Origin of the sequence: Sulfuricurvum sp. IAE1, from assembly GCF_004347735.1 — a bacterium.
In the GTDB taxonomy this organism is placed as follows: Bacteria; Campylobacterota; Campylobacteria; order Campylobacterales; family Sulfurimonadaceae; genus Sulfuricurvum.
Genome location: NZ_SLTI01000024.1, coordinates 31,946 through 55,346, shown reverse-complemented (window position 1 = coordinate 55,346; position 23,401 = coordinate 31,946). Strand labels below are relative to the sequence as shown.

Genomic DNA, 23,401 nt, shown 5'->3' with positions numbered 1-23,401 from the left:
CTTTCACTGCCTCGTTAAAATTGAACACCTCGTTCATCTGTCTTTCCTTTAGAATATACAATTCTATCGGACTGACACGAAATTTCTAACACTCCCTTATTAAATCTCGTGTGTTTGTATTCTTTATCAGAAATTATACACTTGATCTATAAGAACACAGTCAATAACTTATTTAGGCCATAGCAGTATTTTGGTTATTTTTTTGAAAGAGAACTATAGTCTTTTTGCTAATTTTTGTCCCCATCCTTCACTTATATCAAAATTTTCTTTTTCGAGGTCTGAGAGTAATCTGCAATTTTCAAGGTTAATATTAGCTCCAAGTTTTTTGATATTTGGTTGAAAATTCATTGCTTCCGCACTATTTAAACTCACAATATATTTTTCATCATTTGATACACAAATCAGTCTCTCATTTGGATTAGTCATCATTGGAACAATATTCTCTACTAAGCTAGCAGTACTCATTTGAATATCACTAAGAGATTCCGATGCTTTATAAAGCTTCATTCCTACTTTCAACTGAGCAGGTATAAACGGTAAATTTGAAATACTTGCAAAAATACCAATTAAGAAACCTACAATCAACGATATAGAAACAAGAATAGCATATATCTTTTTTTGATTGTCTAGTAATTCCCAAAAATATTTCAACATGGATATCCTTAACTATAAAATCTGAGAAATCATATCGAATATGAAAGTGTTTAGACGCATTGTTCCTAATTTTAATAAATCTTTTTCACAGCCGAAACCTTATTGGTTTTAGTGAGTTTTGTGTTCATATAATCTTGACATTTCCAAAAACATGTACTATTATATGTACATGTTTTGACAAGGAGGTATTGTATGACCGCCATTACTTATACATCTGCACGTGAACAGTTTGCCCGTACGATCGATACGGCTGTCAATGACCATATTCCCGTACTCATCACGCGACGAAGCGGAGGCAATGCCGTGTTAATGTCTGAAGAAGATTTCCGCTCCTATGAGGAGACCGCTTATCTGATGCAAAGTACAACCAATGCTGTGCGTCTCAACAGCGCTATCGAATCGTTGCGCAGCGGACGCGGAATCGAAAAAGAGTTGATTGAGGAATGAAGATCGTTTTTGCCGAAGAGGCATGGAATGATTATCTCTATTGGCAAGAGACGGATAAAAAAATGCTCAAGCGGATTAATGAACTGATCAAAGCGATCAGCAGAGAACCGTTTGCGGGGATCGGTGATCCCGAACTGCTGAAATTTAACTGGAGCGGGTTTTGGTCACGGCGTATCAACCGGGAACATCGGATTGTCTATGCCGTCCAAGACGACTCGATTTTAATCGCACAATGCCGATACCATTATTGATTCGGTAAACCTCTATGCGTCTCCGTGCGAAAATAAAGAGCGCGAATGGAAGAGCACATAATTACCTGTATAAAACTACTTTTATACAGTCTATAACTCTATGGCTGTCCAAAAGCGAAAGTGACTATCAAAGTGTGTTAAAATTGCGTCCAGTAGATCAAACGAAAAAATTCCGATCCGAGGCTAATCATGCTTTTTAATCCGACTCCCCTGGAAAAACTCGAAACACTCGCAAGCGACCTTCTCTCCCGCTACAATACGGCTAAAGAAGAACTCGAAACCCTGCGTCAGGAGATTGTCGCCATCCGTGCCCACGGCAGCGGAAAAGACGACGAGATCGAGCGCCTCACCGCCGAACTGCGGACCAAAGACGCCGAACTGACCGCCAAAAACGCCGAACTTGCCGAGAAAGATGCCGAGATCGAGGCGATCATCGCCAAAATCGAAAGCATGCTGGGCTGATCCGTGAAAACCAAAGTCTCCCTGACGATCAACGCCAAACGCTACGACATCGACGTCGAAGACGATTTTGCCCGCTTTTTGATCGCCGCGATGAAAGAGGATTTTCATTTCGAGGGGAACAACGACCTCAAAGTGCTCCTGCAAGCCTATGTCCGTAAAAACTTCGCACTGTTCGAACAAGAAAAGCAGATTGCCCGCCTGATCGAACGGTTGCACAACGCCTGATTTTTCTTCACAATCGCTCCACGATCCTTTTTTATACTGCTCCTATCCAAAGAGGAAAACCTCCCAAAGAGATTCCTCGAACAAGGAGACGGCAATGAAAAAACTTATCATGTTAATGGCTGCGGCGGCTCTTGCGGCTTCAATGGCGCAAGCCGACGCGAAAACAGGTCAGAAGGTATATCTCAAAACGCTTAAAGCGAAATTCGGGATGAACGGGACGAAGTTTGCCGCCGAACATACGGTGGCCGAATGGGAAGAACTCTTTGCGGATGACGCGAAAGGGTTCATCAAGGAGTACGGAGAACGTTTCCCCGCCGCGGTGCCGGTGCTGGCCAACCCCGCGATGAAGGAGAAGCTGCAGGATATCGGCGATTTCGCTAAAGAATACGGTTCGGACAGCGGAAACGTCCCGTCGTGCGGCTAATACGCCGGCGGAACAATACCCAAAGCGACGCTCCCCGTTAAAAACAAAAACACCGATAAAAGGTAAAGGATAGAAAATGAAAACGTTAATTGCACTTGTAGGATTGACCGCGATGTTGAGCGCCGCCGACGGAGGCGCTTTGTACCAAAAATGTGCCGCCTGTCACGGTGCCAAAGCCGAAAAACCGGCTCTTGGAAAATCCGAAGTGATCGCCGGATGGAGCAGCGCCAAAACGCTTGACGCCCTCAAGGGGTACAAGGCGGGAACGCGCAATACCAAAGGGATGGGCGCGTTGATGAAAGGGCAGGTTGCCGCCCTTTCGGATGCGGACATGAAAACGCTCGCCGATCACATCGCGAAAATGCAGTAAATTCCGCGCACTCTCTCCCGGGGGATTATTTCCCCCAGGGCATCTCCACGTACACCCTCATCACCACATCGTCATTCCACGGCAAAATAGGCCGCAGCCCCGCTTTTTGATACGGTTCAAGATTGTAACGGCTATATTCGGCGCTCATGCCCAGTGTCGCTTTGTCGATCCAGTCGGCCCCATCGTAGCGGACGATCAGCTCTCCGCGGTTTTCAAGCCATGTTTTGTCGTCACGGTATTGCTGGATCCGCGCGATCGCACTCGTTTTCGGGGTGAGAGCCGTTCGGGCTTCGGCGACGAGAGTGTAGGCGGGGGTCTCATGAACGAAATCCCCTGCACGGTACCCCCGGCTGCGCGGGACGTCGTCGTCGATTTCAAGCATGTAGTATCCCCCCAGCACCTGGAACCCCAGGATCAGCCCGGGGAAGGCGTAGCGCGCTTCGGTCCCGGCAAAGAGTTTGTAGTGTTTCTCGACGCCGCTGACCGTATTGTGTTTACCGTCGAAGTTTGCGATCCATCCCAGCGTCGCGTCGGGGGAGAAGCGGTACATATCCTGTCCGGCAGCGGTTCTGAGACGATACCAGATCGGCTGGTAATCGGGGTCGAGTTCGTCGTGGTCGTATTCGAAAAAGAGGGTGAAATCACCCTCCACTCTGATCCCCCCCGGGGTCAGGCTGCGTCCGATGACTCCTATGTCGGCTCCTGTGGTATGGGAACCCTTGTCGTTCACAAAGGTGTCGTGGATGCCGTAGGCGGTCGCCCATTCTGCGCCTTGCAGCCAGATCGATCCGCAGAACATTAACGGCGCCAGTCGGTTCATAGCGGCTCCTGAATCGTTGAATGCCGCCATTTTAGCCTACCGCAGGGTTGTTCCACCTTACGCATATCGTTGTTCCGACGTTTTCTTCCGATTCAACGGCTATCGTCAAACCGTATTCTTTGGCGATCATTGCGACGATATGCAGCCCGATTCCGAATCCCCCCACACTTTTGTCGGCGCGGGTGTAGCGTTCGAATATCCGTTCTCGCATCGTTTCGGGGATGCCGATGCCGTTGTCTTCGACGCACAGCAGCCCGTTGCGCGCGACGACCGATACCGCCCCGCCCGCTCGGGTGTATTTGATCGCGTTGGAGAGGAGATTGTCGATCAGCCTGGCCGCTTTGGCCGGATCGATGAGCAGCTCAACCCCCGGATCGATTTCAAGGGCGAGGGAGAGTTTTTTCTGTTCGATCCGGTCGCGGAAGTAATCGATCCGTTCGTGCAGCAGCGTGCCCAGATCGAGCCGAATGTTCCGCACCGCAAGATCGTGGTTAAGAACCAGGTAGGTGAGGTCGTCGTAGAGGGTCGAGATGGTACGCGAGGCGATTTCGATCCGGTGGAGTTTTTTGGCTGCCGCCGGCGGAAGCTCGCCGTTTTTGAGCGCCTCGACGTTGGTGAGGATGGCGGTGACGGGGGTGTTGAGTTCGTGGGTCGTATCTTTGATAAAGTCGTCCAATAGGGCGATCGCGTCGTTCATCGGACGCAGGAACATCCGCGAGAGGCTAAACCCGATCAGGGCGAGGAGGGCAAACAGCCCTCCGCCGAAAAGTGCGATGGTGCGGAACGCCTGTTCTTTCCACAGCCCGTCGTCGGGGGTCTCGAACACGAGATAATATTCTCCGAGTCCGTAGGGAGAGAGGGGGATGACGAGGTGGACGAACCCCGCGTGCAGGGCGATGTTTTCGTCGAAATCGCGGTGGCTTTGGCGGAGGTTGCCGACGAGCAGTTCTTTGTCGTAGCCGTAGAGGGCGGTGCGGTAGGCGAGGTCTTCGGGGAAGCGGTTCAGGTCGATCCCCGCTTCGAGCCAGCGTTTGAGGCGCGGGACATAGTTTTCCGATTGCAATTGCATCGCCAGGCGGTGGGAAGAGAGCATCTGTGCGCGGATCGATTCGTAATACAGGGTTCCGAGCAACGCCAGGATCAGGACGCTCATCACCCCGTAGAGGGCCAGAAAGGATCGAAGGGTACGGTATTTAGCGAAACTGATACCCGAGGCGTTTGTGGCTGACAATCCGATCCTTTCCGAGGTATTTGCGCAGGGTTTTGATGTAGGTTCGCAGGCTCCCGTCGCTGGGGGTTTCGTCGTAATCCCACAAATGCTCCATAATCCTTTCGTGGGAGAGGAGTTCGTTCGGATGCTGGATAAAGAGTTTGAGAAGTTTGTGCTCTTTGAGTTGCAGGTTCTGCTCTTTTCCCCCGACCCGTAGGGTCTGGCTGTCGATGTCGTAGGTGATCCCTCCGCCCAGATCGAGGGTTTCGGAAGGGTTGTGGAAAAAGTTGCGCTTGAGGATCGTTTTGATCCGCAGTAACAGCTCTTTGAGTTCAAAGGGTTTGCGCAGGTAATCGTCGCCGCCGCTTTCGAATCCGCTTTCGAGGTCGCTCATCGCGTTGCGCGAGGTGATGAAGATCGCGGGGGTGGCGTTTCCGTCGGCCCGCGAGGATTTGAGAAGTGAAAAACCGTCGCCTCCGGGGACGTTGACGTCCAGGAGGAGCAGATCGAACTTTTGCTCGAACATGGCGTCTTCGGCCTCTTGCGCGTCGTAGACGCAGACCACCTCATAACCGTTCTCTTCAAGGTATTCGCCCACGCTTTCGGAAAGGTTCGGGTCGTCTTCGAGAAGGAGAATTTTCGCCCTCATCCCAAAACTCCCGCACCGACGAAGAGGATGAACGCGATCAGCGCCGAGATGAGGGCGTAGGGAAGCTGCGTTTTGGTATGTTCGATCACGTCGCATCCCGAGGCCATGGCCGAGATGATGGTGGTATCGGAAATGGGGGAACAGTGGTCGCCGAATACTCCTCCCGAGATCACCGCGCCCATCACGAGGGCCGGAGGGGCACCCAGGGCGACGGCGAGCGGCACGGCGATGGGAAGCATGATGCTAAACGTCCCCCAGCTCGTCCCCGTTGCAAACGCGATGACCGCCGAGAGGAGAAAGATCGCCGCCGCGAGGTACTGAGAGGGGAGGTAGTCGCCGACGAACGAGGCGAGGTATTGCCCCACCTCCATGTCCGAACAGACCCCGCCGATCGCAAACGCGAACAGCAGAATCGAGGCGATGGGGACCATCGATTTGGCCCCCTCGAACGCTGTTCGGAAAAATTCGGCGGTTTTCATCGCCCCTTTGGAGTGGTAATAGACCCACATGAGCGCAAGGGTGAGCAGCAGCGTGTAAAAAATGGAGCTTGATCCGGAACCTTTGACGATATTGCCCTCTCCGGTGAGGAACATGAACCCGATCACCCCTGCGATCATCCAGACGATCGGCCAGAGGAAAAAGCCGATCGCGCCGTCGGGATCGGCGGTTTGCGGGGACGGTTCGTGTATACGGGCATGGCGCATGGGCCCCAGATCGATGTCGTACCAGACGGCAATGAACGTCACCGCCAGCGCGACGTAGGCGTAAAAATTGAACGCGATCGATTCGACAAGCCATACGGCGCTTTCGCCGACGATGAGGCCTGCGGCGATTTGCCCCCCGATGAGTCCCAGCAGCAACGCCCCCCAGCCGTTGAGGGTGATGATCGAACACACCGGTGCCGAGGTCGAATCGCATACAAACGCGAGTTTGGCGCGGCTGATTCCGTAGCGGTCGCAAAACGGCCGCCCGATCGCCCCCGCAACCAGAGAGGTGATGGAGGATTCGATAAAAATCACAAGGCCCGCGATAAAGCTGGGGATGAGGGCACCCCGTCTGGACCGGACGAGGGGGCGTTTGACGCTCAGTTCGTGAACGAGGCCGCTCACCCCGCCGCTGCGTTCGATGAGAAACATGACCGATCCCACCATCACGGCAAAGGCGAGCGTTTTGAGGACCCACCCCTCGCGAAGCAGGGTGCCGAAACGCTCTGAGGCGAGAAACAGGGCCTCAAGGGGATGAAAATCGGCAATAATGATCTCTCCGACCACGACGGCGGCGGCGAGGGCGATAAAGACCGAACGGTTGAAAAGTGCGAGGACGATGGCGACGAGAGGGGGAAGAAGCCCTAAAATTCCGTATTCGATGAGGATCCTTTAGAGGGAGAGCTGCAGCCGCATGATCCCGGCGCGCCCGAACTGCTCTTTGTAGTATTCGCTCCGTTTTTCGTCGATGACGCCGAAGCCCAGTTTTTTGTAGATCATCTCGGTTTCGGCCGAGCCGATTTCGATGGAGGTCTGTACTTTCCGGTACCCTTTCAGGCGCGCGGTGAGCATGCTTTTGCCGATCAGTTCCTTGTAAACGTCAACCGTCTTGAATTCGGGTTTGACGTAGAGGAAATCCAGGACGTAGGTCTTGTTGTCCACCTCCCCCTCGCACAGCAGGTACGCGGCGATCCGTTCATGGTAGCTCTCGTCGAAGCCGATCTCTTCGAGCGCTTTGGAAAAGATCTCGTGGGTGGCGATGCGGGGTTCGTAGCCGCAAATGACCCCCGCATTCTGGTTTCCTGAAACGGCGACGAAAAAATTGGAGAAGTGGCAATAGCTTTTGGTGGAAGTGAGGGCGAGGCGCTTTAGGTGGCCGAGAAGCGCCTCCTCGTCGGAGGTATTGAACACCAGGTCGAAAAGACCGACTCTTTTTCCGGCCCTTGAACTTTCCAGGAGCGCTTGGGCAATCATTTCAATGTCCGTCTCGGACGCTTTGCGAACGGTAAGTGCCATAATGCCCTCGTTCCTGGATTTTTCAATATGCTATACTACCTAACTTTAAAAAATCCTAAGAAAAGTTTCAATGTTTAAAAGTATTCTAAGTTTTATCGCCTCCTTCGTTTGCTCTTCCGAACAGCTGGTCGTGGTGGTGTCGAACGATATCAATGCGACGAGCGGCGTCATGCAGCGATACGAGAAACGCGGTGAGTGGGAGAAAGTAGGAGAGCGTGTTCCGGTGACGCTGGGGCGCGGCGGTATGGGATATGCCTCTCTCAAAGAGCCGCTCAAGCGCGAAGGGGACGGTAGAACGCCGCTGGGGGTCTTTGAAATCACCTCCGCTTTCGGATACAGCGAAACAGGGCGTTCCAAGCTTCCCTACCTCTATGCGGACGAAACGTTGATCTGCGTCGACGATCCGCAGGACGGGCGTTACAACACGATCATCCGCCTCGAGGGGGAAGCTCCGAAAAGTTTCGAACGGATGCGGCGCGAGGACGACGTGTACCGTCACGGTGCGGTGATCGGTTACAACCCCGCGGGAGAAAAAGGGCGCGGCTCGTGCATTTTTTTGCATCTCAATCACGCCGACGGCCATCCGACCTCGGGGTGTACGGCGATGAACGAAGCCGATCTGGTCGCATTGCTGGAGTGGCTGGATGCCCAGAAGAAACCGAAGATAGTGCAGATTCCTAAAAACGAATGCGGAAATTTTAAAAAAGAGTTCGAGGGGATCGAGTGCGATTGAGGCTTCCCGCCTGCGCGGGAAGTTGAGGGGAATTAGTCGTTATGAACGTCGACTTTGGGCGTTTTTGCCGTCGAAGCGGGGAGCATCGGATAGGCGATTGAGGGTTTTTTCCCTTCGAGCGCTTTGAGGAAGGTTTCGATTTCGGCGGTTTCGCTGTCGCTGAGATCGACGCCTAGCTGGATCCGTCCCATCTCTTTGATCGCTTCGGAGAGGGTTGCGATCTGGCCGTTGTGGAAATACGGAGCCGTCTCGGTGACGTTGCGCAGCGTCGGAACCCGTACGAGGCCGTTTGCATTCCCTTTGAAATCGCCGACGTTGGCGTGTTTGTACTGCCCGGCTACGCCGAACGCCTGCATCGTACCGCCCAGGGCGATGTCGTTATGGCAGGTCGCGCATCCTTTGTCGATAAAGGTTTTCAGCCCTTTTTGTTCCGCTTTGGTGAGGGCGTTTTTCTTGCCGTTTAGGAAATCGTCGTAACGTGATGGGGTGACGAGGGTCCGTTCGAACACGGCGATCGTATCGGCCACTTTTTCAAACGTGATCTTGACGTCTTTGCCGTAGGCTTTCTGGAAAGCGCCGACGTACGCCGGGATCGAATTCACCACCGCTTCGACGTGTGCTTTTGGTGCGGCCATCTCCGGTCCCGCCTGGATCGGCCCTTGCGCCTGGTCTTCGAGGTGCGGACTGCGGCCGTCCCAGAACTGCTGGGCATAGAACACGGCGTTATAAACCGTCGGCGAACTCAGGTGGTGGGGATTGGCTTTCCATTTATGGCCGATCGCGGCGCTCATGCCGTCGCTTCCGCCGAGGGCGAGATTGTGGCAGGTATTACAGCTCACGAGGCCGCTTTTGGAGAGGCGGGGATCGAAATAGAGCATTTTCCCCAGTTCCGCTTTGGCTGCGGTAGTAGGGTTTTTGGGATTCGAAGTGAGTTTCTCGACCGCTTTTTTGTTGGCCGGGATCGGCTTGAGGCCGGCGTTTTTGGCTTCGTCGACAAGCGACGCACCTGCAAGGGCGGTCGCGACAACGGCTGAAATCATCAGTGCTTTCATGCGGAATCCTTTGGAAGAAAATTTTGATGGAATCAGTATAGCATATCTTTTCTAAAGGAAAATTTTTATCCTTTAGCTAGTTCTTGCATGACGGTCGCACGTTTCGTGTGCTCCAGGCGGCGTGACGCCGATTCGAAAGCTCCGCTTTCGCCGATGACGATGCAGCGGCGCTTGGCCCTCGTTACGGCGGTGTAGAGCAGTTTGGCGTTGAGCATGATGTGATGGGAGAAGCTCATGACGATGACGACGGTGTCGTACTCCATCCCCTGCACTTTGTGGATGCTCAGGGCGTAGGAGAGGTTGAGCAGCTCCCCGATCCCTTCGACCTTGTACTGCACGATCAGCTCTTCGTTTGGGTAGTAGACGAACGCGAGCTCGTCCTCGTCATCGATCCGGAACAGCAGTCCGCACATCCCGTTGAAAATACGCCGTTCGCTCGGTTCACCCCCCTCTTTGAACTCGTCTGGGGTGTAGGAGAGGATGTTTTCGTTTTTGACGTGGACCACCTTGTCCATCAGGCGCAGCTCCCCTTTTCGGGTTGCGATTTTCTTTTTCGGATTGGGGTTGAAATACTCCTGCAGCACGGTGTTGAGATTCTCTACCCCCAGCGTGTTCGAGCGCATCGGGGAAAGGACCTGGAAGGCGCTCAGGTAGTCGCGGATCTCTTTGGCGCGTAGTTTCTCGCGGGAATCGGCCAGGTGCTCGAGCGTCACTTCGGCGATTCGGGCGAGAGTGTTGTGGGCAAGCGTCTGGATCGCTTCGGAAAACGCGTCGGCCCCGAGGCTGTTTTTGAGGGCATGGCGGTTGGGAAGTTCGACGGGGAAAAAGGCGAAGTCGTCGTAGGCTTCGCGATAGGAGGGGATTTTTCCCTGCCGGATATCGTTGGCGATGAGGGCGATGGCCTGGTCGTCGCGCTGACGGTAAATATGGGTGAGCGTCACCGTCGGAGCCAGGTTCAGCGCGATGGCGTCGCTGAGAGGATTGCCCGCGCCGATCGGGGGGAGCTGGGCATCGTCGCCGACGACGATGACGATCGCATCGGAAGATATTTTGGCGATCAGGCGGGCAAAAAGGGTCGAATTGATCATCGAGGCTTCGTCGATCAGGACCACCTTGTAGGGCATTTCGTCGTGGGACTCGAACCGTACCAGCAGGCTTTGGATCGTGGAACTCTGATAACCGCTCCGCTCCCGTATCCGCTGGGAAGCGATGCCGCTCAGCGCGCAGGTCATGATCAGCGCGGCATCATGGCGGAGGCTGAGCAGATCGAGCAGTGCTTTGGCCGTCGTGCTTTTCCCGGTTCCGGCGTATCCTACGAGAAAGAGGAGTCCGGTTCCCGAATTGATGGCTTCGAGCGCTTTGTACTGCTGTTCGCCCAGATTTAGGCCCCGCTCGGACAAAAAAGCGGCCAGGTCATCGCATAGCTCGGGGAAAAGGGGCTTTCCCCGTTTGCAAAACTGCTCCAGGAGAAACTGTTCGGCCTCGAAAATCCGTGTCGGGGCGAGCTTGCCGCTGCGGAGACGGACGATGCTCCCCTCGCGGATGCGGTCTTCAAGCGCTTCGTCGTAGGGGGTGTGATCTCCGAGTTCGAGCAGCAGGTCGAGTTTGTCGTAGAGGGTTTCGCGCTCGATGCAGCTGTTCCCCTCAGCGTCGCAATATTCGCCCAGCGTGTATTCCATGGCGGCCTGGATACGGCGGGGATCATGGATTCCTATTCCCATCTGGACGGCGATTTCGTCGGCTTTTTTGAAACCGATCCCGTTGATCCGCATCAGGCCGTAGGGGTTGGCACGGATCGCTTCGATCGGATCGCCGACATCGCGCATCGCTTCGGCGATGAGGCGCAGCAGGGAGGGGGTGACCCCGAAGGGGGCGAGATATTCGCCCAGAAGCCGCATGGAGCGAAACTGTTTCCATCCGGCCGAGAGCTTGGCGAGCCGTTTGGCGCTCATCCCCTTGATCTCCATGAGGCGGTCGATGTCGTTGTCGAGGATGTCGATCAGCCCTTCGGTGGTGTAGCGCTCGATCAGCTCGGCGGTCAGCTTTTTCGTAAAGCCTTTCACGACGCGGTTGAGGAAAAAGAAGAGCTCATGCTGGTTGACCAGCAGCGATTCGGCCCGGAAGCTCCGGCCGTACTTCTCGTGCTCCTCCCACGCCCCTTTGAGCGTGATCGCCGCCCCCTCAAGGTGCGCGACGTCGCTCTCGTAATAATGGGCGCTGATCTTCTCCCCGCTGCGCAGCCGCGCGATGAAGAAGCCGTTGTTCTCGTAGATGATTTTGTCGATTTGGCCGATCAGGGTTTGCATGGGGCGATTGTAGCTAAAATTTAAACGTGGGGGGAGTTTTCGGGCAGGATGAAATGCCCGGCCGGGAGATCAGGAGCGGACCCTTTGAATCCGCTCCTCTTCCTGCTCTTTGTAGAGTTCCGCACATCCGCGCGCGAGTTCGCGGATTTTGAGGATGTAATTGGCCCGTTCGGTCACCGAGATCGCTTTGCGCGCATCGAGGGTGTTGAACGTGTGCGAGGCCATCATGCACAGATCGTACGCGGGAAGGGGAAGCCCCGCATCCAGACACCGTTTGCATTCGGCCGCTTTGGCTTCAAAATCGGCAAAGAGCATTGCGGTATCAGCGATTTCGAAATTGTATTTGCTGAATTCGATTTCCCCTTCCTTGTGGATGTCGCGGTAAAGGGTTTTTCCGAAGGCATTTTCACTCCAGACGATGTCAAAGACCGTATCGACCCCCTGCAGGTACATCGCCAGACGTTCCGTACCGTAGGTGATTTCGACCGCCACGGGATCGCAGGCGACGCCTCCGACTTGCTGGAAGTAGGTAAACTGTGTCACTTCCATACCGTTGAGCCATACTTCCCAGCCCAGTCCCCAGGCTCCCAGCGTCGGGGATTCCCAGTTGTCCTCGACGAAGCGGATATCGTGCTGTGCAAGGTCAAGACCGAGGTACTCGAGGCTTTTGAGATAAAGTTCCTGGATATTTTCGGGGCTCGGTTTGATCAGCACCTGAAACTGGTAGTAGCTTCCCAGGCGGTTGGGATTTTCGCCGTAGCGCCCGTCGGTGGGACGACGGCTGGGCGCGACGTATGCCACCGACCATGGCCGGGAATCCAAAGAGCGCAGGAAGGTTGCGGGATGAAACGTTCCCGCCCCTGCGGCAACGTCGTAGGGCTGTACGACCGCGCACCCCTGTTCGTTCCAGAATTGTTGCAGTTTCAAAAGCAGATCGCCGAAAGTAATCATTGAAAATCCCGATAAAAAAATTGTGCCATTATACCAAAACCCGTCCCCATCTTGTTCGCTCCCCAAAGGCTTTCTTAATCAAATTGCCCCTATTATAAGGCTAACCAATACCAAGGCAGGCGGAATGATCCGTTTTTGGATACTTTTTTTAGTGTGTGCGGCGTTTTTGCATGCCCAAAAGCCACTCGAGAGAGTTTCGGTGCAGCTTCAATGGGCGGACCAGTTCCAGTTCGCCGGGTATTACGTGGCCAAGGAAAAAGGGTTTTACGCCGAAGCGGGGCTGGACGTTTCCATCCGCCCCTTTGATCCCAAAAGACTTGCGATCGATGAGGTGATGGAAGGTCGCTCCGAATACGGGATCGGACGCTCCTCGCTTCTGGTCGACCGGATGAGGGGCAAACCGGTCGTGGCACTGGCGGCGATTTTTCAAAGTTCCCCTTTCGTGTTGCTCTCCGCGCGATCAGCCAATATCCGAAGTCCCAAAGACCTGATCGGCAAACGGATCATGATGACGCAGGATTTTCAGGATACGATTGCGATTCGCGCGATGGTCAATTCGCAGGGAATGCGGATGGAAGAGCTCAAATTTATCGAGCACAGTTATAATCCCATCGACATCGCCAACGGAAAAACCGACGTCATGGCGTGCTATATTTCGAACGAGCCGTTCACCCTCAAAGAAAAGGGGATCGAAACCAACGCCCTTAATCCCGAACAGTACGGGTTCGATTTTTACAGCGATATACTCTTTACCAGCGAGAAGGAACTCAAACACCACCCCGAACGGGTGCGCGCCTTCGTCACCGCGACCCTGAAGGGATGGCAGTACGCGTTCGACCATATCGAAGAGACCGCAAGGCTGATCAAAACCCGATACAACACTCAGAACAAATCGTACGCAAGCCTCGTTTACGAGGGGCAGATACTCAAAGAGCTCGCTTACCGGGGCAATCAGCCGCTGGGGGCCATGAACCTCGAAAAATTCCGCCGTATTTCGGATATTTACAAAGTGATGGGGATACCGCAGGACGAAAAGAGGCTGAGAGGATTTTTGTACGAAGATACCTCGCGGATCGCTCTTCCTTTGAGCATCGAGGAGCGTTCCTTGCTGCAGATGCGGACGATACGCTACACCTCTACGTTCAGCTGGCCCCCCTTCAACTACCGTTCGCAAAGCGGCGCGCTCGAAGGGATCGCGGCCGACTTCTGGGCACTTGTCGTCAAACGCAGCGGGATGCAAACCGAGTTTACCCCTGCACTGACATGGAACGGCGTACTCGATGCGATCAAGACCAAATCGGCCGACGTGACGCTGGGGACGTCGATTTCCCCCGACAAAGAACCCTACGCCCTTTTCTCCAAACCCTACGCCTCTTTCCCAAACGTAATCGTGACCAACAAAAAAATCGATTTTCTCCCGGGCCTTTCGGCGTTGGAGGGGAAAAACGTCGCGATCGGAAACGGTTACGGCATCGCTGCCCTGATCGCGAAAAAATACCCCGCCATCCGTATTGTCGGGGTGGACGACACGCGAGAGGGACTCAAACTGCTCAGTTCGGGACGTGTTGACGCGGTGATCGACATCCTTCCCGTCGTCGCCTTTTTGATGAACGAATACTCGTACGTCGATTTGAAAATTTCGGGAACGACCGAGTTCATGTTCGACGTTCGGATGATGATCCGAAACGACTATCCCGAACTCAAATCGATTATCGACAAAGGGATCGATTCGATTACTCCGGCCGAGCGGCAGAAGATTTTCAACCGCTACATCGCGGTGACGTACGAAGACACCATCGACTATCGCTGGGTGTATGGAATCGGCTTTGGGGCACTGGCGGTGATTGCATTGTTCATGTGGAGGCAGTTCGAACTGGGACGCTATAACCGCAAACTTTTGCAGATGGCTTCGACCGATCCGCTCACCCAGCTTCCCAACCGGATCAAAACCGACGAGAAACTGGCCGAATGTCATGCCTACTACGAACGTCATCGCCGTCCCTATGCGGTCGTCATCCTCGACATCGACTGGTTCAAGCGGATCAACGATACGTTCGGGCACCTAGTCGGGGACAAGACGCTCATCAGCATCGCGCAGATCCTGCGCAGCCACGTTCGCGGGACCGATACCGTCGGACGTTGGGGCGGTGAAGAATTCATCATCGTCTGTCCCGAAACCGATATAGAGGGGGCGCGTCAGGTAGCCGAGAAACTGCGCGGTGTTATCAACGAATACGATTTCGAGACGGTGCACACGCTTACCTGCAGTTTCGGGATCAGCGAATCGCGCGATGACGATCGTGTGGAGGATGTCGTCGGGCGTGCCGACAGTGCCTTGTATCAGGCCAAAGAAGAGGGGAGAAACCGGGTCTGCGCCCTTTGAATCAGTCGAATTTGCAGACGATATCGCCGATGTTTTGCCCCAGCGAAGCGGCGACAACGGAGCATTTTACCTTGAGTAAAAAGGCGATCCCTTTCCGGCGCTGTGGGGTCATGCATTCGTAATTCCCCATCCCTTTGGCGAGGATCAGATCAGCCGTGTCGAAGAGGCTTCGGGCCTCTTGCGTTGCCAGCTCGTAGACGAATCCCGGAGTCGGAACCCCGCTGTCGCAAAGGGAACAGTAGCGCTCGAACCCAGCCTCGCGGGCCTCTTTCATCGTGACGTCGTTTATGATGGGATTTCCGCGCACCGCGTAGGTGATTGCACACCCGGGATAGAGGGTCGAGAGCTTTTCGATGACGAGAGCGTCGAAAATGTGTTCTCCCGTATTGTCCCCGATGTAGAGCAATGTTTTCGCGTTTTGAAGCGCTTGGTGCAAAGCATGAGAATCATCAAGCGCAAAAGGGGTGTCGAAAACCGAATTGATCGCGTCGTGAAGGTCAAAACTCACTTCCGCCGCCAGATCGATGACGTTGCCGACGACCGCCGTTTTCAGCAGGGCGGTAAGCGGGTCTTCAGCCGATTCGATCGTTTCGCGAAGGTAGGGAAGATATTCACGCGCCTGCGCGGTTGCCTGGCATTTTTGTTCGTCATACAGATCGTATTTTCCGGCGATACGCGCCATCGCTTCATAAAGCGGTGCGGCCAGAACGGGAGGTGAAAGGGAGAAATCGGCTTCTTCGAGTTTCCCGTCCACATAGCGGGTGATTTCGCCGCTCAGGGTTTCATCGGCATGGATCGCATCGCATACGCGACGGCTTTGGGCGGCGATGCACCCGATACATTCGGGCTGGATGGTCACGCTTTTTCCGTGCCGTACTCGTCGATCACTTTGCCCCACATCAGTTTGTATTTGCGGCGCATGAACTCGACCTCCTGCTGGGAGAGACGGAGCTGTTCGGTGAGGGTTTCGATCGTTTTGCGGTCTTCTTCGTAGAGCTCCTGAAGTGACGCGAGGGCCTCTTTGAGAAATTCGTTTTCGTTCTTGATCGATTCGATCGTCTCTTCTTTGGCAACGAGGACTTTTTCGTGGAGGTTGATGATGGTCCCGATCGTCTTTTCGACGAAATTGGCCCCCATCGTAACGTCGGCTTCGGACGCGCTGAGCTCATGCAGGGTTGAGGGGACGATTCCCGCCATCCCCTGTGTCGCGTCGATGAGTACCTTTCCGTCTTCGACGAAGGTGGTGAGCTTTCCGCGAACGATCAGCGTCTCAACCTCGCTTCGGTCCATTTGCGCCAGCCGCGCGTATTCGTCGATACTCATCCAATGTCCCTGCATGCCTAACCGCCTTTAAATAGGTGTAATCTTTTGAATAGTTTAGCAAAAAGTGTACCGAAAAGCCGATTCGGTTTAAGAGAAGGGGAAAAAGATAATGTCAGAGTAGACTGATCCGGCTTCGCCGGACAGTCGTATAAAATTTATAGAATGGTCTCGATTTCGAGTGAATCCATCTCCACTTTTTTCGCTTTGGAGATGCGGTCTTCCTGAAGCTTCATGCGAAGTTCTTCGTTTTCGAGGGCCATGATCTGCATCGCGAGATAGGCCGAGTTGATGGCTCCCGCTTTTCCGATGGCGACGGTCGCGACCGGCATACCCGCAGGCATCTGAACCGTGGAGAGGAGGGCGTCGATACCGCTCAGTGCCGATGCGCTCATCGGTACCCCGATGACCGGCTTGATCGTTTTGGAAGCCAGAACGCCCGCCAGGTGTGCCGCCATGCCGGCTGCGGCGATGAAAACCTGCGCCCCTTTGGCTTCGGCTTTCGCGATATAGTCTTTCGTACGTTCCGGGCTGCGGTGAGCCGAGGAGATGATCAGTTCGTACTGTACGCCGAACGCTTCGAGTGTTTCCGAGCACGATTTCATAACGTCGAAATCGCTTTTGCTCCCCATGATGATTGATACAAATTTCATTGTCTGTTCTCTTCCTCGTATGTGAATTTTAAACTCTGGCAATTAAAGCGCATGCGTGCGCACCGATTGTCTCCTGAAGAGATCGCTTATCAATCCGGCCCGGGAAAGCTTTCGCTTCGGGCATCTCAACATTTGGTTATCACCCCCATTTCTTCGGTAGCTGGAATACGGAAAAACGTAAACGGCGGCAATTTGGCCGGCAGGACGAAACGGTTGAGGTTGCCGCTGTGGACCTGGTCCCACACCTTGCCGCTTTCGGCCAGGAGTTGTTTGAAGGAGATTTTCCATCCCCCTTCCTCCTCCCAGATACGTCCGATGTCGTTCTCGACCGCTTCGACGGGTGATCCTTCGGGGAAGACCAGCTCCATCGCATCGCCGGGGAAGGTTTTGTATTTGCATTCGAAAAACTCTCCGCTCTCATCGACGAGGCCGCTCACCTGGTGGGTCCCCATCATCATCGTGAAATCGAGATTCTGGGTGTCGTGTTTCTCGAACGGGCGGTTGATGAGGTAGGCGTCGGTGAAACCGCGGTTTTGCATCGTGTTCAGTTCGCGCTGGTACGTCTCGCCGTCGAATTGCCCGGCATAATAATCGTCAATCGCACGACGATAGACTTTTGCGGTGATCGCGGCGTAATAGGGGGCTTTGGTGCGTCCTTCGATTTTGAGTGAATCGACACACCCCGCATCCAGAATCTCCTTGATATGGCTGGCAAGGTTGAGGTCTTTGGAATTCATGATGTAAGTTCCGACCCCTTCGTCCTCGACGAGCTTGAAAAGCGTCCCCGTTTCGGGATTGGCCGCGTACATTTCGTAGGGGAAACGGCAATCGTTAGCGCAGCTTCCACGGTTGGGAACACGCCCGCTCTGGAGCGTCGAGATGAGGCAGCGCCCGCTGTAGGCAAAACACATCGATCCGTGGACGAAAACTTCGATTTCGAGGTCGGGGAGTTCGGCTTTGATCTGCTGGAGGTCTTTGAGCGAAATCTCGCGCGCCGCGATGATGCGCCGCGCGCCCATGTCGTAATATACCTGCGCATCCAGCACGTTCATGACGTTTGCCTGCGTCGAGAGGTGCAGCGGAATGTGCGGAGCGATCTGGTGGGCGAGTTTGAGGACCCCCGGCGTCGCGACGATGAACGCATCGGGTTCCAGTGACGCCATCTGGGAAATGTGTTCTTTGAGGAGCTTCAGCTGCGAATTGAACGGAAAACCGTTAATGGTGACGTAGACTTTTTTGCCCCGCGCATGGGCGTAGTCGATCCCCTCTTTGAAACTCTCCATGTCGAACTCTTTCCCCGAACGGATCCGGAGCGAAAAATGGCTCACGCCGCCGTACACGGCATCGGCACCGTAATCAATGGCGATTTTGAGCTTTTCGAGATTGCCCGCGGGAGAGAGGAGTTCGACTTTGTTCAAGGGTTTTCCGTCTGTTAAAAATGTGGGCGAATTTTATCGAAAAAAAGTTACAAGGAGAATGAAAATTTGGGGTTAGATGCAGATTTGCAGGCCGATGCGGGGAACCCGCGGAATGAGAGGCCTATTTTTTCCCGAAAGAGGCGAGCAGGGCTTCGATATCGTCGCTGCTGACGACGTCGTCGGTCGTTGTGTCGCCGGGGAGGTGAACGGCGGAAGTAACCCGTTTGGAATCGTCGATTTTACCGGCGAAAAGGTGATTCATGTAGGTGGAAAGGGCGCGCATGACGTTGATGACCCGTTCGATTTTCTGGCGGTGGATATCCTGGTATTGCATGATGTCCATCACGTTCATGATCGTGTCCCCGCCGTTTTGGAGCATATCGAGGATCGCGTCGGCTTCGCTTTGCGCTTCACGGTTTTTCTCCAGCTGCGTTTTGAACGCGTCGACGTGGGGGAATTTCTGGCTGAGGGTTTCGAAAAGGTCGATGTTACCCTGTAATACGCCGCCCACTTTCTTGATCTGTTTTTCGCCGTCGGCGAGATCGTTGCTGATCCCTTCGATCAAATCGAAGATTTCGGTCGCTTTCTGCTCGCTCTCTTTGGTCACGTCGTCGAGCTGATGGACCATTTTGTTGTCGTCCGTCGGCGGTGGAGGCGGCCAGCTGTGAAGGGCGGATACGCGGTAGCTGTGCGGATCGGGTTCGTCGGAGGGCGCTTCTTCGCTCTCTGCGGCATCGGGTTGGGACGTTTCGCTCTCTTCGAACGTTTCGTCCAAATCCATATCGCCGTTCATTAATGCGTCCAGTTCTTCTTGCGTCATAACGGTAACCTCACAAAAAATTGCACTATAATAGCATGATAAATCTTTAATTTTTCGGATGAACGGTAATGAAAGTCGATCTTCACAACCATACGGTTTTGTGCAATCATGCAACGGGAAGCGTGAACGAATACGTCGAGACGGCGATTGCGTGCGGAACCGAATATTTCGGTTTTTCCGACCATGCGCCGATGCATTACGATCCCGAGTACCGGATGCGTTTCGAGGAGATGGACCGCTACGAAGCGTGGATACGCGAAGCGCAGGAGCGATACGGCGGGCGCATTACCGTTTTGGCGGGATACGAAGTCGATTATTTGCCGGGGTATATGGACGATCGGGTACTGGAACGCCCGTGCGATTACCTGATCGGCAGCGTCCATTTTATCGACGACTGGGGCTTTGACAACCCCGAATTCATCGGCCGTTACGAAGGGATGGACCTGGATACGGTCTATCGCCGCTATTTCGGCCTGATCGAAGCGATGGCAAAGAGCGGCCGTTTCGACATTGTCGGACATCTTGATTTGCTCAAGGTCTTCAAGTTTCTTCCCCAAACCGACATACGGCTGTTGGCCAAAGAGGCGCTCAAAGCGATCAAAAAAGCCGACATGGCGGTCGAAATCAACGTCGCGGGATGGCGGAAGCCGATCAACGAATCGTATCCTTCTCCTTCGCTGCTGGCCGAAATCGCCGAACTCGATATTCCGATCACGTTCGGTTCGGATGCCCACCGTCCCGACCAGGTAGGTCTTTACAGCGACGAGGCGGCAGCGGTCGCCCGAAGATTCGGGTACACAAAATGCGCACTATACCGGGGGCGTGATCGAGAATTGATTAATTTTTAATCAGTTTCTTCCCTCTCAAACCGGGGTATTTTTGCTATACTGCCGTAAGTAAAAATATTCAGGAGAAATACATGGGTAAATTCGTAAACAGCGTAGACGAGTTTTTCAGTTTTTGTAAAGAAAACGACGTTCAGTTCGTCGATTTCCGCTTCACCGATATGAAAGGGACATGGCACCACGTAACGTACCGCATGAGCGCGGTTAACGCGGGTATGTTTGAAAACGGCCTCCCTTTCGACGGTTCGTCTATCGAAGCGTGGCAGCCGATCAACCGTTCGGATATGATTCTTAAACCGGATGCGCCGACGGCGTTCATGGATCCGTTTACGGCCGATCCGACCATTATCGTTTTCTGTGACGTTTACGATATCTACAAAGGCCAGATGTACGAAAAATGCCCACGTTCTATCGCGAAAAAAGCTCTTGAGCACCTTGCCAACGCCGGTGTCGGCGATGTCGCGTATTTCGGTCCTGAAAATGAATTCTTCGTCTTCGACGACGTCAAAATTCGTGACGAAGCGAACTGCTCGTACTACGAAGTCGACACTGAAGAAGGTGTATGGAACGACGGTAAATCGTTCAAAGACGGTTACAACACAGGCCACCGCCCACGCACCAAAGGGGGATACTTCCCGGTCGCTCCGATCGATACGATGGTAGACCTCCGCGCCGAGATGATGCTTGTGCTTGAGCAGGTCGGACTTGAAGTCGTTCTCGGACACCACGAAGTTGCACAGGGACAGGGCGAGATCGGTATCGTTTTCGGTACGCTCGTCGAAGCGGCGGACAACGTCCAGAAACTCAAATACGTCATCAAAATGGTTGCTCACCTTAACGGCAAAACCGTTACGTTCATGCCAAAACCGCTCTACGGAGACAACGGTAACGGTATGCACGTTCACCAGTCGATCTGGAAAAACGGCAAAAACCTTTTCTACGGAGAAGGCGGATACGGCAACCTGAGCGAAACGGCGCTCCACTACATCGGCGGTATCTTCCACCACGCGCGTGCGGTTGCGGCGTTTACAAACCCTTCAACCAACTCGTACAAACGTCTGATCCCCGGATTCGAAGCTCCTTCGATCCTCACCTATTCGAGCCAGAACCGTTCGGCTTCTTGCCGCGTCCCTTACGGTGCGGGTGAAAAAGCGGTTCGCGTCGAAATGCGCTTCCCGGATTCAACGGCGTGTCCGTACCTTGCGTTCACCGCGATGCTTCTCGCAGGACTTGACGGTATCAAAAACAAAATGGTACCGGTAGGACCGATGGATGAAGACCTTTTCGAACTCAGCCTCGACGAAATCCGCGAAAAAGGGATCCCTCAAATGCCGCACACGCTTCGCGGTTCACTCGAAGCGCTGATTCGCGACAACGAGTTCCTCAAGCCTGTTATGACCGATTTGTTTATCGATACGTATCAGCACTACAAATTCGAAACGCAAGTGTGGCCTTATGAAGCCCGTCCTACGGCGTTCGAGTTCAAAACTACCTACTCTTGCTAATCTCCCGGCAGGGCTTTTTCTCCGCCCTGCCGCTTTTCCCGCGATCCATTTTTTCTTATCTTCTTTAATTATTACAGGTTCAGGGTGTGTTGCGAGGGCAATGCGTTTTCATGAAATGATTTTTGCAGAACGCAAAAATAGACACCAAAATACCTGTGATCCGATACTTAGGAGCGTTTCAAAGGCGTAGTATCGAGAGGAACGAGCGTTCTTGGAGCACGGTATGCTCTTTTTTCTGCTTTTCTCGCAGAAGAGAAAAGCAGAAAAGACGTTAAAAAGAAAAAAGATTAGGGAAGCTGCGGGCCGGCTGCGGAGTAGTCGAAATTGCTGTCGGCATTTCCGATATATTTTTTGAAGTTTTCGATGAACATGGCAGCAAGTTTGTCGCGCTGTACGAGGTAAGCGTCTTTATCCGCCCACGCGTTGCGCGGGTTGAGGATCACCGGATCGATGTCTCCCAGGGTTTTGGGGATGTAAAAACCGAACGTGTTGGTCTTGTCGAATTCGCTTTCGCGGATCGATCCGTCGAGGATGGCGTTGATGCACGCGCGGGTGTCTTTGATGCTCATCCGTTTTCCGACGCCGTAACCGCCTCCGGTCCATCCGGTGTTGACGAGGTAGACATTGACGCCGTAGCGGTCGATCTTCTCACCGAGCAGTTTCGCATAGACGGTCGGATGCAGAGGAAGGAACGCTTCCCCGAAGCACGAGCTGAACGTTGCGACCGGCTCGGTGATGCCCCGTTCGGTTCCGGCAACTTTGGCCGTATAGCCGCTGAGGAAGTAGTACATAGCCTGCTCTTTGGTCAATTTGCTGACCGGGGGCAGTACGCCGAATGCGTCGGCGGAGAGGAAAATGATGTTTTTGGGATGAGGCGCTTTGAGGGAAGGCTGATGGTTTTCGATGTGCTCGATCGGATACGAAACACGGGTGTTTTCCGTTTTTGAACCGTCGTGGTAGTGGACGTTTCCGTCTTCGTCGAATACGACGTTTTCGAGGAGCGCGTTACGGCGGATTGCCTGATAGATTTCAGGCTCGCTGGCGGGATCGAGGTTGATGACTTTGGCGTAACATCCCCCTTCGAAGTTGAAGATCCCCTCTTCGTCCCATCCGTGCTCGTCGTCCCCGATCAACGCCCGTTTCGGGTCGGTCGAGAGGGTGGTTTTACCGGTGCCGCTGAGGCCGAAGAACAAGCAGGTGTCTCCCTCGGGCCCTACGTTGGCCGAACAGTGCATCGGGAGCTTTCCTTCGAGGGGAAGCCAGTAGTTCATCATCGAGAAAATCCCTTTTTTCATCTCACCGCCGTACCAGGTTCCGCCGATGATGCAGAGATTGTCTTCGACGCTGAAGAGGACGAATACTTCGGAATTGAGTCCGTGGTTCTTCCATTTCTCGTTGACCGCTTTACACGCATTGAGAACGGTGAAGTCGGGAGAGAAACCTTCGAGCTCTTTTTCCGTAGGGCGGATAAACATGTTTTTGACAAAATGGGACTGCCATGCGATTTCGGAGACAAATCGGACGGAGCGTTTGCTCGAAAGGCTCGAGCCGCAGAAAACGTCGGTGACGTAGAGATCTTTGTTGGAGAGTTGTTCGCGGGCCACTACCAGCAGTTCGTCGAAAACGGCTTTGTCGACTTTTTTGTTGACGTCGCCCCACGCAATGTATTTGTTCGAGGGGTCGCGGTCGACAAAATATTTGTCTTTGGGGCTTCGGCCGGTAAAGATACCGGTATCGACCATCGTAGCGCCGTTACTGGCGAGGTGACATTCACCGTTCGCGAGTTCGTGTTCGATCAATTCATCGTAACTGAGGTTGTGGAAAATTTTCCCGGTGTTTTTTATGCCTAACGTCTCAATCTCTGCGGAAATCATGGTGTTGTTTTGCCTTTTGGGTTCGCCGC

General features: G+C 53.8%; 25 protein-coding genes. 10 read left to right on the top strand and 15 right to left on the bottom strand.

The genetic code is table 11. The features are described from left to right. Positions 1-213: 213 nt before the first annotated feature. Positions 214-654, bottom strand: coding sequence for a hypothetical protein (locus tag E0765_RS04525; RefSeq protein WP_132812036.1), 441 nt, complete (start codon positions 652-654; stop codon positions 214-216). A 192-nt stretch (positions 655-846) separates the two neighbouring features. On the opposite strand from E0765_RS04525, the gene E0765_RS04520 reads away from it, so the two are divergent. From E0765_RS04520 to E0765_RS04495, 6 genes are all read left to right on the top strand, one after another. Then, complete coding sequence (locus tag E0765_RS04520) at positions 847-1,101, top strand: type II toxin-antitoxin system Phd/YefM family antitoxin (RefSeq protein ID WP_132812035.1); 255 nt, start codon at positions 847-849, stop codon at positions 1,099-1,101. Continuing rightward, positions 1,098-1,352, top strand: coding sequence for a Txe/YoeB family addiction module toxin (locus E0765_RS04515; protein ID WP_132812034.1), 255 nt, complete (start codon positions 1,098-1,100; stop codon positions 1,350-1,352). Before E0765_RS04520 ends, E0765_RS04515 begins: the two co-directional genes overlap by 4 nt. Positions 1,353-1,541: 189 nt before the next feature. Next, positions 1,542-1,814 (top strand): hypothetical protein, encoded by a 273-nt coding sequence (locus E0765_RS04510; RefSeq protein ID WP_132812033.1) that lies wholly within the window; start codon positions 1,542-1,544, stop codon positions 1,812-1,814. A 3-nt stretch (positions 1,815-1,817) separates the two neighbouring features. Further along, positions 1,818-2,039, top strand: a complete 222-nt coding sequence (locus E0765_RS04505) for a hypothetical protein (RefSeq protein ID WP_132812032.1) — start codon at positions 1,818-1,820, stop codon at positions 2,037-2,039. 94 nt (positions 2,040-2,133) lie between these two features. Further along, complete coding sequence (locus E0765_RS04500) at positions 2,134-2,463, top strand: hypothetical protein (RefSeq protein WP_132812031.1); 330 nt, start codon at positions 2,134-2,136, stop codon at positions 2,461-2,463. 76 nt (positions 2,464-2,539) lie between these two features. Then, on the top strand, positions 2,540-2,833 hold the full coding sequence (locus E0765_RS04495) for a c-type cytochrome (protein WP_132812030.1): 294 nt from the start codon (positions 2,540-2,542) through the stop codon (positions 2,831-2,833). A 25-nt stretch (positions 2,834-2,858) separates the two neighbouring features. Here E0765_RS04495 and E0765_RS04490 read toward each other — a convergent pair whose 3' ends face one another. The 5 genes from E0765_RS04490 to E0765_RS04470 all read right to left on the bottom strand — a co-directional run bounded on the left by E0765_RS04490 (position 2,859) and on the right by E0765_RS04470 (position 7,512). After that, positions 2,859-3,653, bottom strand: a complete 795-nt coding sequence (locus E0765_RS04490) for a hypothetical protein (protein ID WP_132812029.1) — start codon at positions 3,651-3,653, stop codon at positions 2,859-2,861. Positions 3,654-3,684: 31 nt separating this feature from the next. Beyond that, entirely contained in the window at positions 3,685-4,884 is a 1,200-nt protein-coding gene (locus E0765_RS04485; protein WP_132812028.1) for a HAMP domain-containing sensor histidine kinase, read from the bottom strand. Continuing rightward, positions 4,847-5,512: a response regulator transcription factor gene (locus E0765_RS04480; protein ID WP_132812027.1), complete on the bottom strand. Its 666-nt coding sequence runs from the start codon at positions 5,510-5,512 to the stop codon at positions 4,847-4,849. Before E0765_RS04480 ends, E0765_RS04485 begins: the two co-directional genes overlap by 38 nt. Then, on the bottom strand, positions 5,509-6,783 hold the full coding sequence (locus E0765_RS04475; RefSeq protein ID WP_255417852.1) for a Na+/H+ antiporter NhaC family protein: 1,275 nt from the start codon (positions 6,781-6,783) through the stop codon (positions 5,509-5,511). The genes E0765_RS04480 and E0765_RS04475 overlap by 4 nt, the downstream gene beginning before the upstream one ends. Positions 6,784-6,888: 105 nt before the next feature. Then, positions 6,889-7,512, bottom strand: coding sequence for an acyl-CoA acyltransferase (locus E0765_RS04470; RefSeq protein WP_132812026.1), 624 nt, complete (start codon positions 7,510-7,512; stop codon positions 6,889-6,891). Positions 7,513-7,582: 70 nt separating this feature from the next. Here E0765_RS04470 and E0765_RS04465 point away from each other — a divergent pair, with 70 nt between their 5' ends. Continuing rightward, positions 7,583-8,245, top strand: a complete 663-nt coding sequence (locus tag E0765_RS04465; protein ID WP_132812025.1) for a L,D-transpeptidase — start codon at positions 7,583-7,585, stop codon at positions 8,243-8,245. A 32-nt stretch (positions 8,246-8,277) separates the two neighbouring features. On the opposite strand, the gene E0765_RS04460 is transcribed toward E0765_RS04465, so the two are convergent. From E0765_RS04460 to glyQ, 3 genes are all read right to left on the bottom strand, one after another. After that, positions 8,278-9,297, bottom strand: coding sequence for a cytochrome-c peroxidase (locus E0765_RS04460; RefSeq protein WP_132812024.1), 1,020 nt, complete (start codon positions 9,295-9,297; stop codon positions 8,278-8,280). A gap of 65 nt (positions 9,298-9,362) precedes the next feature. Beyond that, positions 9,363-11,603 (bottom strand): AAA family ATPase, encoded by a 2,241-nt coding sequence (locus E0765_RS04455; protein WP_132812023.1) that lies wholly within the window; start codon positions 11,601-11,603, stop codon positions 9,363-9,365. 69 nt (positions 11,604-11,672) lie between these two features. After that, positions 11,673-12,554, bottom strand: a complete 882-nt coding sequence (gene glyQ / locus E0765_RS04450; protein WP_132812022.1) for a glycine--tRNA ligase subunit alpha — start codon at positions 12,552-12,554, stop codon at positions 11,673-11,675. A gap of 124 nt (positions 12,555-12,678) precedes the next feature. On the opposite strand from glyQ, the gene E0765_RS04445 reads away from it, so the two are divergent. After that, positions 12,679-14,937: an ABC transporter substrate-binding protein gene (locus tag E0765_RS04445; RefSeq protein ID WP_132812021.1), complete on the top strand. Its 2,259-nt coding sequence runs from the start codon at positions 12,679-12,681 to the stop codon at positions 14,935-14,937. A 1-nt stretch (position 14,938) separates the two neighbouring features. Here the strand turns inward: E0765_RS04445 and E0765_RS04440 are convergent, their stop codons facing one another. The 5 genes from E0765_RS04440 to E0765_RS04420 form a co-directional block, all read right to left on the bottom strand. Then, the gene (locus E0765_RS04440) at positions 14,939-15,796 is read right to left on the bottom strand and encodes a DUF89 domain-containing protein (RefSeq protein WP_132812020.1); all 858 of its coding nucleotides are present in this window, start codon (positions 15,794-15,796) and stop codon (positions 14,939-14,941) included. Next, positions 15,793-16,275 carry a DUF3972 domain-containing protein gene (locus E0765_RS04435; protein ID WP_132812019.1) on the bottom strand — a complete coding sequence of 161 codons (483 nt, stop codon included), beginning with the start codon at positions 16,273-16,275 and terminating at the stop codon, positions 15,793-15,795. The genes E0765_RS04440 and E0765_RS04435 overlap by 4 nt, the downstream gene beginning before the upstream one ends. A 140-nt stretch (positions 16,276-16,415) precedes the next feature. Beyond that, positions 16,416-16,910 (bottom strand): 5-(carboxyamino)imidazole ribonucleotide mutase, encoded by a 495-nt coding sequence (gene purE / locus E0765_RS04430; protein WP_037949334.1) that lies wholly within the window; start codon positions 16,908-16,910, stop codon positions 16,416-16,418. A gap of 125 nt (positions 16,911-17,035) precedes the next feature. After that, positions 17,036-18,328 carry a peptidase U32 family protein gene (locus tag E0765_RS04425; RefSeq protein WP_132812018.1) on the bottom strand — a complete coding sequence of 431 codons (1,293 nt, stop codon included), beginning with the start codon at positions 18,326-18,328 and terminating at the stop codon, positions 17,036-17,038. A 121-nt stretch (positions 18,329-18,449) separates the two neighbouring features. Continuing rightward, entirely contained in the window at positions 18,450-19,148 is a 699-nt protein-coding gene (locus tag E0765_RS04420; RefSeq protein ID WP_132812017.1) for a chemotaxis protein, read from the bottom strand. Positions 19,149-19,216: 68 nt separating this feature from the next. On the opposite strand from E0765_RS04420, the gene E0765_RS04415 reads away from it, so the two are divergent. Continuing rightward, positions 19,217-19,996, top strand: coding sequence for a histidinol-phosphatase (locus E0765_RS04415; RefSeq protein WP_132812016.1), 780 nt, complete (start codon positions 19,217-19,219; stop codon positions 19,994-19,996). Between the two features lie 71 nt (positions 19,997-20,067). After that, positions 20,068-21,498, top strand: coding sequence for a type I glutamate--ammonia ligase (gene glnA / locus E0765_RS04410; RefSeq protein WP_132812015.1), 1,431 nt, complete (start codon positions 20,068-20,070; stop codon positions 21,496-21,498). A 287-nt stretch (positions 21,499-21,785) separates the two neighbouring features. Here glnA and pckA read toward each other — a convergent pair whose 3' ends face one another. Continuing rightward, positions 21,786-23,372 (bottom strand): phosphoenolpyruvate carboxykinase (ATP), encoded by a 1,587-nt coding sequence (pckA, locus tag E0765_RS04405; protein ID WP_132812014.1) that lies wholly within the window; start codon positions 23,370-23,372, stop codon positions 21,786-21,788. Between the last annotated feature and the right edge of the window lie 29 nt (positions 23,373-23,401).